Annotated in this window: 10 protein-coding genes; all 10 read left to right on the top strand. The window is 72.0% G+C overall.

Translation table 11 applies throughout. The features are described 5' to 3' along the window. Nucleotides 1-8: 8 nt before the first annotated feature. Nucleotides 9-1,895, top strand: a complete 1,887-nt coding sequence (locus tag IEX22_RS07265) for an MDR family MFS transporter (RefSeq protein WP_188667669.1) — start codon at nt 9-11, stop codon at nt 1,893-1,895. Nucleotides 1,896-2,018: 123 nt separating this feature from the next. Then, entirely contained in the window at nt 2,019-3,812 is a 1,794-nt protein-coding gene (locus IEX22_RS07260) for an ABC transporter ATP-binding protein (protein ID WP_188667668.1), read from the top strand. After that, complete coding sequence (locus IEX22_RS07255) at nt 3,809-5,728, top strand: ABC transporter ATP-binding protein (protein WP_188667667.1); 1,920 nt, start codon at nt 3,809-3,811, stop codon at nt 5,726-5,728. Before IEX22_RS07260 ends, IEX22_RS07255 begins: the two co-directional genes overlap by 4 nt. Beyond that, a complete protein-coding gene (locus IEX22_RS07250) occupies nt 5,725-6,189 on the top strand; it encodes a GntR family transcriptional regulator (RefSeq protein WP_229659843.1) in 465 nt (154 codons plus the stop codon). The genes IEX22_RS07255 and IEX22_RS07250 overlap by 4 nt, the downstream gene beginning before the upstream one ends. Before the next feature lie 66 nt (nt 6,190-6,255). Then, the gene (uvrA, locus tag IEX22_RS07245) at nt 6,256-9,132 is read left to right on the top strand and encodes an excinuclease ABC subunit UvrA (RefSeq protein WP_229659854.1); all 2,877 of its coding nucleotides are present in this window, start codon (nt 6,256-6,258) and stop codon (nt 9,130-9,132) included. A gap of 82 nt (nt 9,133-9,214) precedes the next feature. After that, entirely contained in the window at nt 9,215-9,982 is a 768-nt protein-coding gene (locus IEX22_RS07240; protein WP_229659842.1) for an HAD hydrolase-like protein, read from the top strand. Beyond that, the gene (locus tag IEX22_RS07235; RefSeq protein ID WP_188667665.1) at nt 9,979-10,647 is read left to right on the top strand and encodes a lysophospholipid acyltransferase family protein; all 669 of its coding nucleotides are present in this window, start codon (nt 9,979-9,981) and stop codon (nt 10,645-10,647) included. The genes IEX22_RS07240 and IEX22_RS07235 overlap by 4 nt, the downstream gene beginning before the upstream one ends. An 8-nt stretch (nt 10,648-10,655) precedes the next feature. Beyond that, the gene (uvrC, locus tag IEX22_RS07230; RefSeq protein ID WP_188667664.1) at nt 10,656-12,680 is read left to right on the top strand and encodes an excinuclease ABC subunit UvrC; all 2,025 of its coding nucleotides are present in this window, start codon (nt 10,656-10,658) and stop codon (nt 12,678-12,680) included. Between the two features lie 119 nt (nt 12,681-12,799). Further along, on the top strand, nt 12,800-13,699 hold the full coding sequence (gene rapZ, locus IEX22_RS07225; RefSeq protein WP_188667663.1) for an RNase adapter RapZ: 900 nt from the start codon (nt 12,800-12,802) through the stop codon (nt 13,697-13,699). Next, nucleotides 13,699-14,703 (top strand): gluconeogenesis factor YvcK family protein, encoded by a 1,005-nt coding sequence (locus tag IEX22_RS07220; RefSeq protein WP_188667662.1) that lies wholly within the window; start codon nt 13,699-13,701, stop codon nt 14,701-14,703. The genes rapZ and IEX22_RS07220 overlap by 1 nt, the downstream gene beginning before the upstream one ends. Nucleotides 14,704-14,759: the final 56 nt, after the last annotated feature.

Raw genomic sequence — 14,759 nt, 5'->3', positions numbered from 1 at the left:
ACCCCTTCATGAGCAGCACCACCGCAGCGGAACGGCCCGCGCCGACGGCGCCGGCCGACGAACCGCACATGTCCCACCAGGAGATCATGGCCGCCCTGACCGGCCTGCTCGCGGCGTTCTTCACCGCGATCCTCTCCTCGACCATCGTCGCCAACGCGCTGCCGCGCATCGTGGGCGACCTGCACGGCACCCAGACCGACTTCGCCTGGATCATCACGGCCGCACTGCTGGCCAACGCGGCCTCCACGCCGATCTGGGGCAAGCTCGCCGACCTGTTCGACAAGAAGCTGCTCGTCCAGATCTCCATCATCATGTTCGTGCTCGGGTCGATCGGCGCCGGTGTGGCCCAGACGATCCCCGTCATGATGGTCGGCCGCGTCGTGCAGGGCCTGGCGATGGGCGGCCTGACCGCGCTCGCCCAGGCGATCCTCGGCACCATCATCCCGCCGCGTCAGCGCGGCCGCTACGCCGGCTACATGGGCGCCGTGATGGCCGTGGCCATGTCCGGCGGTCCGCTGCTGGGCGGTCTCATCGTCGACAGCGCGCTCGGCTGGCGAGGCACCTTCTTCGTCTGCGTGCCGCTGGCCGTGATCGCCCTCGTCATCATCCAGCTCAAGCTCCACCTGGGCCACCTCAACGTCAAGCGGCGCGTCTCCATCGACTGGATCGGCGCGGTGCTCCTCGCCGCCGCCGTCAGCCTCCTGCTGATCTGGGTCTCCTTCGCCGGCAAGGCCGACTACTACGACTGGTGGTCGCCCCAGACCGTGTGGATGGTCGGGGGCAGCCTCGTGCTGATCGCCCTGTTCATCGTCGTCGAGTCCCGGGTCGCCGAGCCCATCGTGCCGCTGAAGATCGTCTCCGAGCGCACGACGGCGCTGGCGATCATCGCCTCGGTGGCCGTCGGCATCGGCCTCTTCGGCGGCAACACCTACCTCGGCCAGTACTTCCAGATCGCCCGCGGGTACACGCCGACCGAGGCCGGCCTGCTGATGCTCCCGATGATCTTCGGCAACCTGATTGCCACCACCGTGGCCGGCCAGCTGATCACCCGATTCGGCAAGTGGAAGCGCTACCTCGTGATCGGGTCCGTGCTGCTCATCGCGGGCCTCGGGCTCGCGTCGACGCTGGACCACACCACGCCGCTGATCCTGGTGGGCGTCTACATCTTCCTCGTGGGCCTCGGCACCGGCGCGCTGATGCAGAACCTCGTGCTCGCCGTGCAGAACACGGTCCGGGTGCAGGACATCGGCGCGGCCAGCGCGTCGGTGGCCTTCTTCCGCTCGTTCGGCGGCGCCATCGGCGTGGCCGTGCTCGGTGCGGTGCTCGGCAACCGGGTGACCGAGCTGACGACGCAGGGCCTCGCCTCCCACGGCATCACGCCCTCCGGCGGTGCCGGCTCGACCGCCTCGCTCGACCTGGCCGCCCTGCCGGGCCCGGTCCGGGAGATCATCCAGGGTGCCTACGGCGACGCCACCGGCCTGATCTTCCGGTACGCGGCGATCGTCGCCATCGTCGTCCTGATCGCGGTGCTGCTGATCCGCGAGAAGACGCTGCGCACGACCATCGACGTCAAGCCGAGCACCGAGCCGGTCGACGCCGCGAAGGCCACGCCGCCGTCGGGTTCGCTGCCGATCCTCGCCTCCGGCGTCACCGCCGCCGGCACGGTCGCGGGCACCATCGACGCGCCGTCGCCGGGCCGGGGCCGGCACGCCGCCGCCGCCGTGGACGAGCGTGACACCCGTGCCGCGGAAGGAGCCACGACGGACGGCGCCACACCGAACCGCACCCGCGGCCGGCACGCCGCCGCTCCCGAGACCGCCGGGACGGCCACCCCCGAGACCGGGACCGAGAGCCGGACCGACCGGGACCAGGCACTGGAGGCCGCGCGGCGCTGACCGACGGGCCCTCAGGGGGCGGCACCGGCCCACCGCGGCCGGTGCCGCCCTCTCCGCGGCTCCGGGCAGCGGTGCAGGATGGGACCACGATCACGCGAGATCGCACGAAGGAAAGGAACACCGATGCTGATCCGGCTGGTCCGCCGCCACCTGGCACCCCACCGGGCGGCGGTGATCGCGATCGTCGTGCTGCAGCTGCTGCAGACGCTCGCCACCCTCTACCTGCCCACCCTGAACGCGGACATCATCGACGACGGCGTGGTCCGCGCGGACCTCGGCGTCATCTGGTCCGTGGGCGGGCTGATGCTGCTGATGACGGTGGGGCAGATCCTCTGCAACATCGCCGCCATCCTGCTCGCGGCCCGGGTCGCGATGAGCGTGGGCCGGCAGGTCCGCGCGGAGGTGTTCGCCGCCGTCCAGCGGTTCTCCTCCCGCGAGGTGACCCGCTTCGGGGCGCCGTCGCTGATCACCCGGAGCACCAACGACGTGCAGCAGGTGCAGATGATCGTGCTGATGTCGTTCACCATGCTCGTCACCGCCCCGATCATGGGCGTGGGTGGAGTGGTGCTCGCCCTGCAGCAGGACGTGGCGCTCTCCGGGCTGCTGCTCGTGGTGCTGCCGGTGCTGATCGTCGTGATCGGGCTGATCGTCCGGCGGCTCGTACCGCTGTTCCGCCGCGGCCAGACGCAGCTGGACCGGGTCAACGCCGTGCTGCGCGAGCAGATCATGGGCCTGAGCGTGATCCGCGCCTTCGTGCGGGAACGGCAGGAGGCGGACCGGTTCGACGCCGCCAACCGGGACCTCACCGGCACCCAGCTGGCCTCGGGCTACCTGCTGGCGCTGATGTTCCCGTCCATCATGCTCGTGGTCAACGTCGCCACCGTCGGCGTGCTGTGGTTCGGGGCGATGCGCATCGACGCCGGCCAGATGCAGATCGGGGCGCTGACGGCCTTCCTCGCCTACATCATGCAGATCCTGATGGCCGTCATGCTCGCCATGTTCCTGTTCATGATGCTGCCGCGTGCCGCCGTGTCCGCCGAGCGGATCACGGAGGTGCTCGACGCCGAGCCCTCCGTCGTCTCCGCCCCGGGCGCCGTGGACGCCGCCACGCTGGTGGCACGGCGGAACGGGACGACGCCCGCGGGGGAGCACACGGAGCCCCCCGCCCGGCTGACCGGGGCCCTGCGCTTCGATCACGTCGGGTTCCGCTACCCCGGCGCCCAGCGGGACGTGCTGCGGGACATCACCTTCACCGCCGCACCCGGCCGCACCACCGCGATCATCGGGTCCACCGGCGCGGGCAAGACCACGCTGCTCAACCTCGTCCCGCGGCTGCTGGACGCGACCGCCGGCACCGTCACCATCGGCGGGCACGACATCACCGGGCTCACCCTGGACAGCCTGCGCGCCGGTATCGGCCTGGTGCCCCAGCGGGCGCACCTCTTCTCCGGCAGCGTCGCGTCCAACCTGCGGATGGCGGACCCGGAGGCGACCGACGAGCAGCTGTGGGCGGCGCTGCGGGTGGCGCAGGCCGCCGACTTCGTCGCGGCCCTGCCCGACGGGCTCGGCGCCGCCGTCGAGCCCGGCGGCACCAATCTCTCCGGCGGACAGCGGCAGCGGTTGTGCATCGCCCGGGCGCTGGTCCGCCGGCCGGGCGTCTACCTGTTCGACGACAGCTTCTCCGCCCTCGACTACGCGACGGACGCCCGGGTGCGCTCCGCTCTCGTCCCCTGGACCCGTGACGCCGTCGTCGTCGTGGTCGCCCAGCGGGTCAGCACCATCCGGCACGCGGACACCATCCTCGTGCTCGACGAGGGTGCCCTCGTCGGCACGGGCACCCACGAGGACCTGCTCGCCGACTGCCCCACCTACCGCGAGATCGTCGAGTCCCAGTTGAGCGCCGAGGAGGCGGCATGAGCATGCACGGTCGGGGCGCACCCCCGAGCAAGCCGCTGCACGTGAAGGCGACCATCGCCAGGCTCGCGGGCGTGATGCGCCCCGACGTCGGCAAGTTGGCGCTGGTCGTGCTGATGGCGATCGGCGCGGTCGGCCTCACGGTCGCGGCCCCGAAGATCCTCGGCGCCGCGACGGACGTCATCTTCGCCGGCGTCGTCGGCCGGATGACCCCCGCCGGGGTGCCCCGCGACCAGCTGATCGCCGGGCTGCGGGCCTCGGGTCAGCAGCAGCAGGCCGACCTGCTCTCCGGGATGACGTTCGTGCCCGGGCAGGGCCTGGACACCGGCCGGCTCGCCGGCATCCTGCTCGCCGTGCTCGCCCTCTACCTCGTCGCGTTCGTGCTCAACTGGCTGCAGGCCCGGCTGATCGCCTCGGCCGTCCAGCGGGCCATGTACGCGCTGCGTCGCTCCGTGCAGGACAAGCTGTCCCGGCTGCCGATGGCCCACTTCCACGACCACCCGCGCGGCGAGGTCCTCTCCCGGGTCACCAACGACATCGACAACCTCGCGCAGACCCTCAACCAGACGCTGACCCAGATCGTCGTCTCCGTGCTGACCGTGGTGGGCGTGCTCGTCATGATGGTCACGATCTCCCCGACCCTGGCCGTCGTCGCCATCGTCAGCATTCCGCTGTCGGCGGTCATCACCGTGCTGGTGGCCCGCCGCTCGCAACCCCAGTTCGTGGCGCAATGGGCCCGGACCGGAGCCCTGAACGCCCACATCGAGGAGATGTTCACCGGGCACGAGGTGGTCACCGCCTTCGGCCGCCAGGACGAGGCGAAGGCCCGCTTCGACGCCACCAACACCGAGCTGTACGAGGCGAGCCGGAAGGCGCAGTTCATCTCCGGCCTGATCATGCCGTTGATGATGTTCGTCTCGAACCTGGTGTACGTCGCCGTCGCCGTGGTCGGCGCCGTGCAGGTCGCGTCCGGGCTGATCACCATCGGCAGCGTGCAGGCGTTCGTGCAGTACGCGCGCCAGTTCTCCCAGCCGCTCGGCCAGCTCGGCGGCATGCTCAACCTGCTGCAGTCCGGCATCGCGTCGGCGGAGCGCGTGTTCGAGCTGCTCGACGCGCCCGAGCAGAGCCCGGATCCGGCCGAGCCGGCCCGGCTGCCCGTGGCCCGCGGCCTCGTCGTCTTCGAGGACGTGTCCTTCCGGTATCGGCCCGACGCGCCGCTGATCGAGCACCTCGACCTGCGCGCCGAGCCGGGCCAGACGGTCGCGATCGTCGGGCCCACCGGCGCCGGCAAGACCACGCTGGTGAACCTGCTGCTGCGGTTCTACGAGCTCGACGGCGGCCGGATCACCATCGACGGCGTCGACATCGCCGCGATGACCCGGGACGAGCTGCGCGGCCACTTCGGCATGGTGCTGCAGGACCCCTGGGTGTTCGGCGGCACCATCCGGGAGAACCTCGCGTACGGCCGGCCCGACGCCGGCGAGGAGGAGATCGTCGCGGCCGCGCGGGCCACCTCGGTCGACCACGTCGTCCGGTCGCTGCCCGACGGGTACGATACGGTGCTCTCCGATGACGGCTCCGCCCTCAGCGCGGGTCAGAAGCAGCTCGTCACCATCGCCCGCGCCCAGCTCGCGGACCCGGAGATCCTGATCCTGGACGAGGCGACCAGCTCGGTGGACACCCGCACGGAGGTGCTGATCCAGCAGGCGATGAACCGGTTGCGCACCGGCCGGACCAGCTTCGTCATCGCCCACCGGCTCTCGACCATCCGGGACGCGGACCTCATCCTGGTGCTCGAGGAGGGGCGCGTCGTGGAGCAGGGCGACCACGAGAGCCTGCTGGCGGCCCGGGGCCACTACTTCGACCTGTACAACGCGCAGTTCGCCGCGCCCGTCATCGAGGAGGAGGTGAGCCGGTGACCGGGTTCCCCCTGATCGACGCGCTCCGCATCGATCCCGCCAGCCCCACCGCCCCGTTCGAGCAGGTGCGCCGCTTCATCGCCGCCGCGGCCGCCACCGGGCAGCTGCCCGCCGGGTCGCGGTTGCCCCCGGTGCGCACCCTCGCGCAGCAGCTGCACCTGGCGGCCAACACCGTCGCGCGCGCCTACCGGGAGCTGGAGGAGGCGGGTATCGTCGTCACCGCCGGCCGGGCCGGGACCACCGTCGCGGCCGCGGACGCGGCGCGGGAGAAGGTGGCCACGGCCGCCCGGGACCTCGCTCGCGCCGCCCGTGCGGCGGGCCTGGACCAGACCGAGGCGGTCGCACTGCTGCGGGCGGCCTGGGACGCCGGCAGCGAGCCCGCCGCCGCCCGCACCACCGTGCCGATGGGGGCGGCCACGGGCGCCGCCGCCGGTGGCGGCGTGAGGTCAGCCGACGGCTGAACCGCCGCCCCCGGGCCACGGTTCGAACGAGTCTTCGATAGGATGGACGTCGTGCCCGACGCTGAGATGACCCGACTGATGACGCACGACTCCACCCGCCTGACCGTCAAGGGGGCGCGGGAGCACAACCTCCGGAACGTCGACCTGGACCTGCCGCGGGACGCGATGATCGTCTTCACCGGCCTCTCCGGGTCCGGCAAGTCGTCCCTGGCGTTCGACACCATCTTCGCGGAGGGGCAGCGCCGCTACGTCGAGTCGTTGTCCGCGTACGCCCGGATGTTCCTCGGCCAGGTGGACAAGCCCGACGTCGACTTCATCGAGGGGCTGTCCCCGGCGGTGTCGATCGACCAGAAGTCGACCTCGAAGAACCCGCGGTCGACCGTCGGCACCATCACCGAGATCTACGACTACCTGCGCCTGCTCTGGGCGCGCGTCGGCCGGCCGTACTGCCCCGTCTGCGGGGAGCCGGTGACGAAGCAGACGCCGCAGCAGATCGTCGACCAGCTGCTCGAGCTGCCCGAGGGCACCCGGTTCCAGGTGCTCGCCCCGGTGGTGCGCGGCCGCAAGGGCGAGTTCGTCGACCTGTTCGCCGACCTGTCCGCGAAGGGCTTCGCCCGCGCCGTCGTCGACGGCAAGCAGATCCAGCTCACCGAGCCGCCCAAGCTCGGCAAGCAGTACAAGCACACCATCGAGGTCGTCGTCGACCGGCTGGTGGTGCGCGAGGGCATGCGGCAGCGGCTCACCGACTCGGTGGAGACCGCGCTGCTGCTCGCCGAGGGGCGCATGCTCGCCGACTTCGTCGACCTGGACGCCGACGACGCCGGCCGCACCCGCGCGTTCAGCGAGAACCTCGCCTGCCCCAACGAGCACCCGCTCGCGATCGACGAGATCGAACCCCGGTCGTTCTCCTTCAACAACCCGTTCGGCGCCTGCCCGGTCTGCACCGGCATCGGCACCCGGCTCGAGGTCGACGAGGACCTGGTCATCCCGGACCCGGGCAAGAGCCTGGGGGAGGGCGCCATCGCCCCGTGGTCGCTGGGCACCGCCACCACCGAGTACTGGAACCGGCTGCTGGCGGGCCTGGGCCGGGACCTCGGCTTCGACCTGAACACCCCGTTCGCGCAGCTGCCGGCCGCCGCGAAGAAGGCGATCCTGCTCGGCAAGGACCACAAGGTCACCGTCCAGTACCGCAACCGGTTCGGCCGGGAGCGCACCTACAGCACGGGCTTCGAGGGCGTGATCGCGTACATCAAGCGCAAGCACACCGAGACGGAGTCCGACTCGGCGCGCGAGCGGTACGAGGAGTACATGCGGCAGATCCCGTGCCCCGAGTGCAACGGCGCCCGGTTGAACCCGGCGTCGCTGTCGGTGCTGATCGCGGGCCGCTCCATCGCCGACGTCTGCGCCCTGCCGCTGCGCGACTGCGCCGCCTTCCTGCGCGATCTGGAGCTGACCGATCGCGAACGGCAGATCGGCGCGCAGGTGCTCAAGGAGATCGACGCCCGCCTGACCTTCCTGCTCGACGTCGGGCTCGAGTACCTCAACCTGTCCCGGCCCTCGGGCACCCTGTCGGGCGGCGAGGCACAGCGGATCCGGCTGGCCACCCAGATCGGCTCCGGCCTGGTGGGCGTGCTGTACGTGCTCGACGAGCCGTCCATCGGCCTGCACCAGCGGGACAACCGGCGCCTGATCGAGACCCTGACCCGGTTGCGGGACCTCGGCAACACCCTGATCGTCGTCGAGCACGACGAGGACACCATCGCCGAGGCGGACTGGATCGTCGACGTCGGGCCGGGTGCGGGGGAGCACGGCGGCGCGATCGTGCACTCCGGCAGCTACGCGGACCTGCTGCAGAACACCACGTCCCTGACCGGCGACTACCTCGCGGGCCGGCGCTCCATCGACCCGCCCGCCAGCCGCCGGCCGGTCGACCGGAAGCGCATCGTCAAGGTGGTCGGGGCGCGGGAGAACAACCTGCGCAACCTGGACGTCTGGTTCCCGCTCGGCGTGCTGACCGCGGTCACCGGCGTCTCCGGGTCCGGCAAGTCGACCCTGGTCAACGACATCCTCTACAAGACGATGGCGAACCGGCTCAACGGCGCCAAGCAGGTGCCGGGCCGGCACACCCGCGTCGAGGGACTGGACCAGCTGGACAAGGTCATCCACGTGGACCAGGGCCCGATCGGCCGGACGCCGCGGTCCAACCCGGCCACCTACACCGGGGTGTTCGACCACATCCGGAAGCTGTTCGCCGAGACCAACGAGGCGAAGCTGCGCGGCTACCAGCCGGGACGGTTCTCCTTCAACGTCAAGGGCGGCCGCTGCGAGGCGTGCTCCGGCGACGGCACCCTGAAGATCGAGATGAACTTCCTGCCCGACGTCTACGTCCCGTGCGAGGTGTGCCACGGTGCCCGGTACAACCGGGAGACGCTCGAGGTGCACTACAAGGGCAAGACCATCGCCGACGTGCTCCACATGCCGATCGAGGAGGCCGCCGAGTTCTTCGCCGCGTTCACCCCGATCGCGCGGCACCTGACCACCCTCGTCGACGTCGGGCTCGGCTACGTCCGCCTCGGCCAGCCGGCGACGACGCTCTCGGGCGGCGAGGCGCAGCGCGTCAAGCTCGCCAGCGAGCTGCAGAAGCGGTCCAACGGCCGCAGCGTGTACGTCCTCGACGAGCCCACGACCGGCCTGCACTTCGAGGACATCCGCAAGCTGCTGCTCGTGCTGCAGTCCCTCGTGGACAAGGGCAACACGGTGATCACCATCGAGCACAACCTCGACGTGATCAAGAGCGCCGACTGGGTGATCGACCTCGGCCCCGAGGGCGGGTCCGGCGGGGGAACCCTGGTGGCCACGGGCACCCCGGAGAAGGTCGCCACCGTCGAGGACTCCTACACCGGGCAGTTCCTCACCGAGCTGCTCGTGCCGGCCGCGTCCTGAGACCGATCATGCCCGCACCGTTGTATGCCGAGGGCGGCATGCAGGGTTGGGCGGCGTCGTCGCGATGTGGGAAACTTCCCCGGTGACCGCCGACACCTTCCACCCCGCCGCCCCGGCCGTGCTGCTCGACCTCGACGGCACCCTGGTGGACCCGGCGGGAGCGATCACCGGCGGCATCTCGCAGGCCCTCGCGCAGCACGCCCTGCCGATCCCGCCCGACGCGGCGCTGCGCAGCATGGTCGGGCCCCCGCTCGTTCGGTCCCTCAGCGGCATCGCGGGGGTGCCGGCGGACCGGCTCGCCGCCGTCATCGCCACCTACCGCGACCGCTACCGGGCGGAGGGTATGGCGGCCAGCCGCGTGTACCCGGGCGTGGCCGGCCTGCTGGCCCGGCTGCGCGAGCACGGCTACCGGCTCGCCGTCGCCACCCAGAAGCCCGTCGGCCTGGCCACGGAGCTGCTCGCCGCGACCGGACTGCTCGAGGCGGTCGACCTCGTGCACGGCTCCTCCGACGACGAGCAGGACCCGGCACCCCTGACCAAGACACAGATCGTCGCCGCCGCCCTGGCGGACCTCGGCCTGCCCGGCGGTGACACCGGCGCACGTCGCGCCGTCATGGTCGGCGACCGGCGGCACGACATGGTCGGTGCGGCCGAGAACGGGCTGGCCGGCATCGGCGTCGGCTGGGGCTTCGGCGGGGACCGCGAGCTGCTCGACGCCGGGGCGACGCTCGTCGCCGAGACTGCCGACGAGCTCGAGGCCGCGATCGTACGGCTGCTGCCCCCACCCGCCGTCCGGCTCGCCCCCGACGACGCCGTCCTCTCCGCCGGGAGCACGGGGGCGACGGCATGAGCATCTACGAGGCCTCCCGGGCCGCGTCCCGCGGCGCGTTCCGGCTCAGCTGCCGGCCCCGCCTGTCCGGCCTGGAGAACTTCCCCGCGTCCGGCCCGGTGATCGTCGCCCCCAACCACCTGTCGTTCCTCGACAGCATCATCGTCTCCTCCTTCATGCCGCGCCGGGTGAGCTTCTTCGCCAAGGCCGAGTACTTCACCACCACCGGGGTGAAGGGCGCCGCGATGCGCACCTTCTTCCAGGGCATCGGCTCCATCCCGGTCGAGCGGGGCGAGCAGGCGGCCAGCGTCGCCGCCCTGCAGACCGCGCTCGAGGTGCTCGACCGGGGCGACGTGTTCGGCATCTACCCCGAGGGCACCCGCTCGCGCGACGGCAAGCTGTACCGCGGCAAGACCGGCGTCGGCTGGCTCGCCCTCACCACCGGGGCCCCCGTCGTCCCGGTCGGGCTGATCGGCACCGAGAAGCTGCAACCCGCGGACAGCATGATGGTCACCCCGCGCCGCTTCACCATGAAGGTCGGGAAGCCCCTGTACTTCGACCGGGTCGGCCCGGGCCACTCCCTGCCCCAGCGCCGCGAGGTCACCGACCGGATCATGGACGCCATCGCGGGACTGACCGGCCAGGAACGCGTCGGCCGCTACAACCAGCGGCCCGGCGCCGAATAGGGGGCGGCGTGGCGGACCCCCGCACCTACCGCCCGAGGACCGGCGAGATCCCCACCACCCCCGGCGTCTACCGGTTCCGCGACCAGCATGGCCGCGTCATCTACGTCGGCAAGGCCAAGAACCTGCGGTCCCGGCTCAACTCCTACTTCGCGGCGCCGCACACCCTGCTGCCCAAGACCCGCACCATGGTCTTCTCCGCGGCCAGCGTCGAGTGGACCGTGGTGGGCAGCGAGTTCGAGGCCCTGCAGCTGGAGTACACCTGGATCAAGGAGTACGACCCGCGGTTCAACATCGCCTTCCGTGACGACAAGTCCTACCCGTATCTCGCGATCACCATGGGGGAGCAGTTCCCCCGGGTCCAGGTGATGCGCGGGGACAAGCAGAAGGGCACCCGCTACTTCGGGCCCTACTCGCAGGCGTGGGCCATCCGCGACACCGTGGACACCCTGCTGCGGGTCTTCCCCATGCGCTCCTGCTCGGGCGGCGTCTTCCGGCGCGCCCAGCAGGCCGGCCGGCCCTGCCTGCTCGGCTACATCGGCAAGTGCTCCGCGCCGTGCGTCGGCCGGGTGACGCCCGAGGAGCACCGGGAGATCGCGCAGGAGTTTTGCGACTTCATGGCCGGCAAGCAGCAGCCCTTCATCACCGAGCTCGAGAAGAAGATGCACGAGGCGGTCGCCGAGCTCGACTACGAGCGGGCGGCCACCCTGCGCGACGACATCGGGGCACTGACGAAGGCGTTCACCAAGAACGCGGTGGTGCTCAAGGAGTCGGTGGACGCCGACGTGTTCGGCATCGCCCAGGACGAGCTGGAGGCCGCGGTCCAGGTGTTCCACGTGCGCGGGGGCCGGATCCGCGGCCAGCGCGGCTGGGTCGTGGAGAAGGTCGACGACAGCGACGACGCCGAGTTGATCGAACAGCTGCTGCAGCAGGTCTACGGCGACGCGACCCGGGAGAACGACCGGATCCCGCGGCAGGTGCTCGTGCCCGAGCTGCCCGCCGACCTCGACGACGTCACCGCGTGGCTGAGCGGGCTGCGCGGCGCCCAGGTCAAGGTCGGGGTGCCCAGGCGCGGCGACAAGGCGGCGCTGGCGGACACCGTCCGGGAGAACGCCGTCCAGTCGCTGCGGCTGCACAAGTCCCGACGCGCGGGCGACCTGACCACACGCTCGGCCGCGCTCCAGGAGCTGCAGGACGCCCTCGAGCTGCGCGAGTCGCCCCTGCGGATCGAGTGCTACGACATCTCCCACGTCCAGGGCACCAACGTGGTGGCCTCCATGGTCGTGTTCGAGGACGGGCTGGCCAAGAAGTCGGACTATCGCAAGTTCGGCATCAGCGGGGACGCCGCCCGCGACGACACCGCCGCGATGTACGACGTCATCCACCGCCGGTTCCGCAACTACCTCGCGGAGCAGGCGGAGCGGGTGACCAGCGGGCCGGTGGCCATGGCGACGGCGCGCGGGGCGACGACCGTGGACGGCGCCCCCCGCCCGAAGTTCGCGTACCCGCCGAACCTCGTCGTCGTCGACGGCGGACCGCCCCAGGTCGCCGCAGCCGGTCGCGCCCTGGCCGACCTCGGCATCACCGACATCGACGTCGTCGGCCTGGCGAAGCGGCTCGAGGAGGTCTGGGTGCCGGACAGCGAGTTCCCGGTCATCCTGCCCCGCGCCTCCCACGGGCTGTTCCTGCTGCAGCGCGTCCGCGACGAGGCGCACCGCTTCGCGATCACCTTCCACCGGCAGCGTCGCTCCGCCGCCATGACCGCCTCCGAGCTGGACGACGTGCCCGGGCTGGGCCCGGTCAAGCGCAAGGCGCTGCTGAAGACGTTCGGCTCGGTGAAGAGGATCCGCGCCGCGGACCTGGCCGAGCTGACCGCCGTGCCCGGGGTCGGCCGGTCCCTGGCCATCGCGGTGATGCGCGCCCTCGGCTCGCCCGCCCTGACCGAGGGCCGGGACGACGACCCCACGGCCGGTCCTGCCGCCGACGACGGCGACCGGGTCGCCGTGAACACCAGCACCGGCGAACTGCTCGACTGATCGCGAGGCCGGGGCCGCCCCGGCCCGGAGGGGGTCCCCGTGAACCGGTCCGGCGTCGGCCACTAGGGTGGGATCGAGGACCCGCCGGAGGCATCCGCCGGCCACGTGAGGAAGGGATCATGAGCGCACCCGAGGAATTGACGCCCGTCAAGCCCCCCGAGCCGGAGATGCTGATCGTGACCGGCATGTCCGGGGCCGGTCGCAGCACCGCGGCCAACGCCCTCGAGGACCACGGCTGGTACGTGGTGGAGAACCTCCCCCCGGAGATGCTCGTCCCGCTCTCCCACATCGTGGCGCGCACGCCCCAGCCGATGGCCAAGCTCGCCGTCGTGATGGACGTGCGCAGCAAGGAGCTGTTCGCCTCCATCCGGGAGGCCCTGGCCGCGCTCACCGCGGCCGGCGTCAGCTACCGGGTGCTGTTCCTCGACGCCGCCGACGACGTGCTGGTGCGCCGCTTCGAGCAGGGCCGCCGGCCGCACCCGCTGCAGGGCGACGGGCGGATCCTCGACGGCATCGCCGCCGAGCGGCTGCTGGTCGCCGACCTGCGGACGATGGCGGACCTCGTCGTCGACAGCTCCACGAAGAACGTGCACGACCTGGCGACGACCATCACGGACCTCTTCTCCGAGTCCGGCCCCGTGACCCTGCGCCTGACGGTGATGAGCTTCGGCTTCAAGTACGGGCTGCCGGTGGACGCGAACTTCGTGGCCGACGTCCGGTTCATCCCCAACCCCCACTGGGTTCCGCAGCTGCGCCCCCTGACCGGGCTGGACGCGGACGTGTCCCGGTACGTGCTCGAGGACAACGGGGCCGAGGAGTTCGTGCGCCGCTACGTGCACGCCCTCGAACCCGTGCTCGAGGGGTACCGGCGGGAGAACAAGCACTACGCGACGATCGCGGTCGGGTGCACCGGCGGCAAGCACCGGTCCGTCGCCGTGACCGAGGAACTGGCGCGCCGGCTCGGGCAGCTGCCCAAGACCAAGGTGACCACGCACCACCGCGACCTGGGGCGCGAGTGATGCCCGGCTTTCCGACCGGCGCCCTGCCGGTGGTGCCGCCCGGCGGCGGCCGCGGTGGCGCCCGCCGTGAGCCGGCCGTCGTCGCCCTCGGCGGCGGGCACGGGCTGTACGCGTCGCTGTCCGCCCTGCGCCTGCTGACCAGCGAGCTGACGGCCGTGGTGACGGTGGCCGACGACGGCGGATCGTCCGGCAAGGTGCGCCAGGAGCTGGACGTGCTGCCGCCCGGTGACCTGCGGATGGCCCTGGCCGCCCTGTGCGACGACACGGACTGGGGACGCACCTGGCGCGACGTCATGCAGCACCGATTCCGCTCCCGGCCCGGCAGTGACGCCACCCTCGACAACCACGCGCTGGGCAACCTGCTCATCGTCGCCCTGTGGGAACTGATGGAGAACCCGGTCGACGGGCTCCGCTGGGCCGGGGCGCTGCTCGGCGCCCGCGGCCAGGTGCTGCCCATGGCCAGCGTGCCCCTGACCATCGAGGGCGACGTGCGCCGTGCCGGCGGCGGCGTGGACGTCGTGCGCGGCCAGTCCCGGCTCGCCGTCGCCGGCACCCTCGACGCCGTCCGGCTCGACCCGCCGGACGCCCCCGCCTGCCGCGAGGCGCTCGAGGCCATCGAACTGGCGGACTGGGTGATCCTCGGCCCCGGCTCCTGGTACACCTCCGTGCTGCCGCACCTGCTGCTGCCGGAGCTGCGCGACGCCCTGTGCGCGACCCCGGCGCGGCGACTGGTGACCATGAATCTGGGCCGGGCCACCCAGGAGACCCGGGGCATGTCCGCGGCCGACCATCTGGCGGTGCTGCGCCACTGCGCGCCGGACTTCCGGGTGGACGCGGTGCTCGCCGATCCGGCCAGCGTGGACGACGCCGATGCCCTCCGCGAGGCGGCGGCCGGTCTGGGCGCCGAGGTCATCTTCGGTAGAGTGGGGGCTTCTGGTGGCGCCCCGGTGCACGATCACGTGCGCCTTGCGACGGCGTACCACGACATCTTCGGTGGCGGCTGAGCACGACGGAACCACCGGTTCGAGGGCGACGAGCAGCGGCGCCCGCACGGGGGCAG

Source organism: Tersicoccus solisilvae (assembly GCF_014643255.1).
GTDB lineage: Bacteria > Actinomycetota > Actinomycetes > Actinomycetales > Micrococcaceae > Tersicoccus > Tersicoccus solisilvae.
The sequence above is the reverse complement of the archived record's forward strand: the minus strand, read 5'-3'. Positions and strand labels throughout refer to the sequence as shown.

Excerpts from the sequence above, each read along its gene's own strand:
- IEX22_RS07265 (WP_188667669.1), top strand. The coding sequence starts at position 9 with ATGAGCAGCACCACCGCAGCGGAACGGCCCGCGCCGACGGCGCCGGCC.
- IEX22_RS07260 (WP_188667668.1), top strand. The coding sequence starts at position 2,019 with ATGCTGATCCGGCTGGTCCGCCGCCACCTGGCACCCCACCGGGCGGCG.
- IEX22_RS07255 (WP_188667667.1), top strand. The coding sequence starts at position 3,809 with ATGAGCATGCACGGTCGGGGCGCACCCCCGAGCAAGCCGCTGCACGTG.
- uvrA (WP_229659854.1), top strand. The coding sequence starts at position 6,256 with ATGACCCGACTGATGACGCACGACTCCACCCGCCTGACCGTCAAGGGG.
- IEX22_RS07235 (WP_188667665.1), top strand. The coding sequence starts at position 9,979 with ATGAGCATCTACGAGGCCTCCCGGGCCGCGTCCCGCGGCGCGTTCCGG.
- rapZ (WP_188667663.1), top strand. The coding sequence starts at position 12,800 with ATGAGCGCACCCGAGGAATTGACGCCCGTCAAGCCCCCCGAGCCGGAG.
- IEX22_RS07220 (WP_188667662.1), top strand. The coding sequence starts at position 13,699 with ATGCCCGGCTTTCCGACCGGCGCCCTGCCGGTGGTGCCGCCCGGCGGC.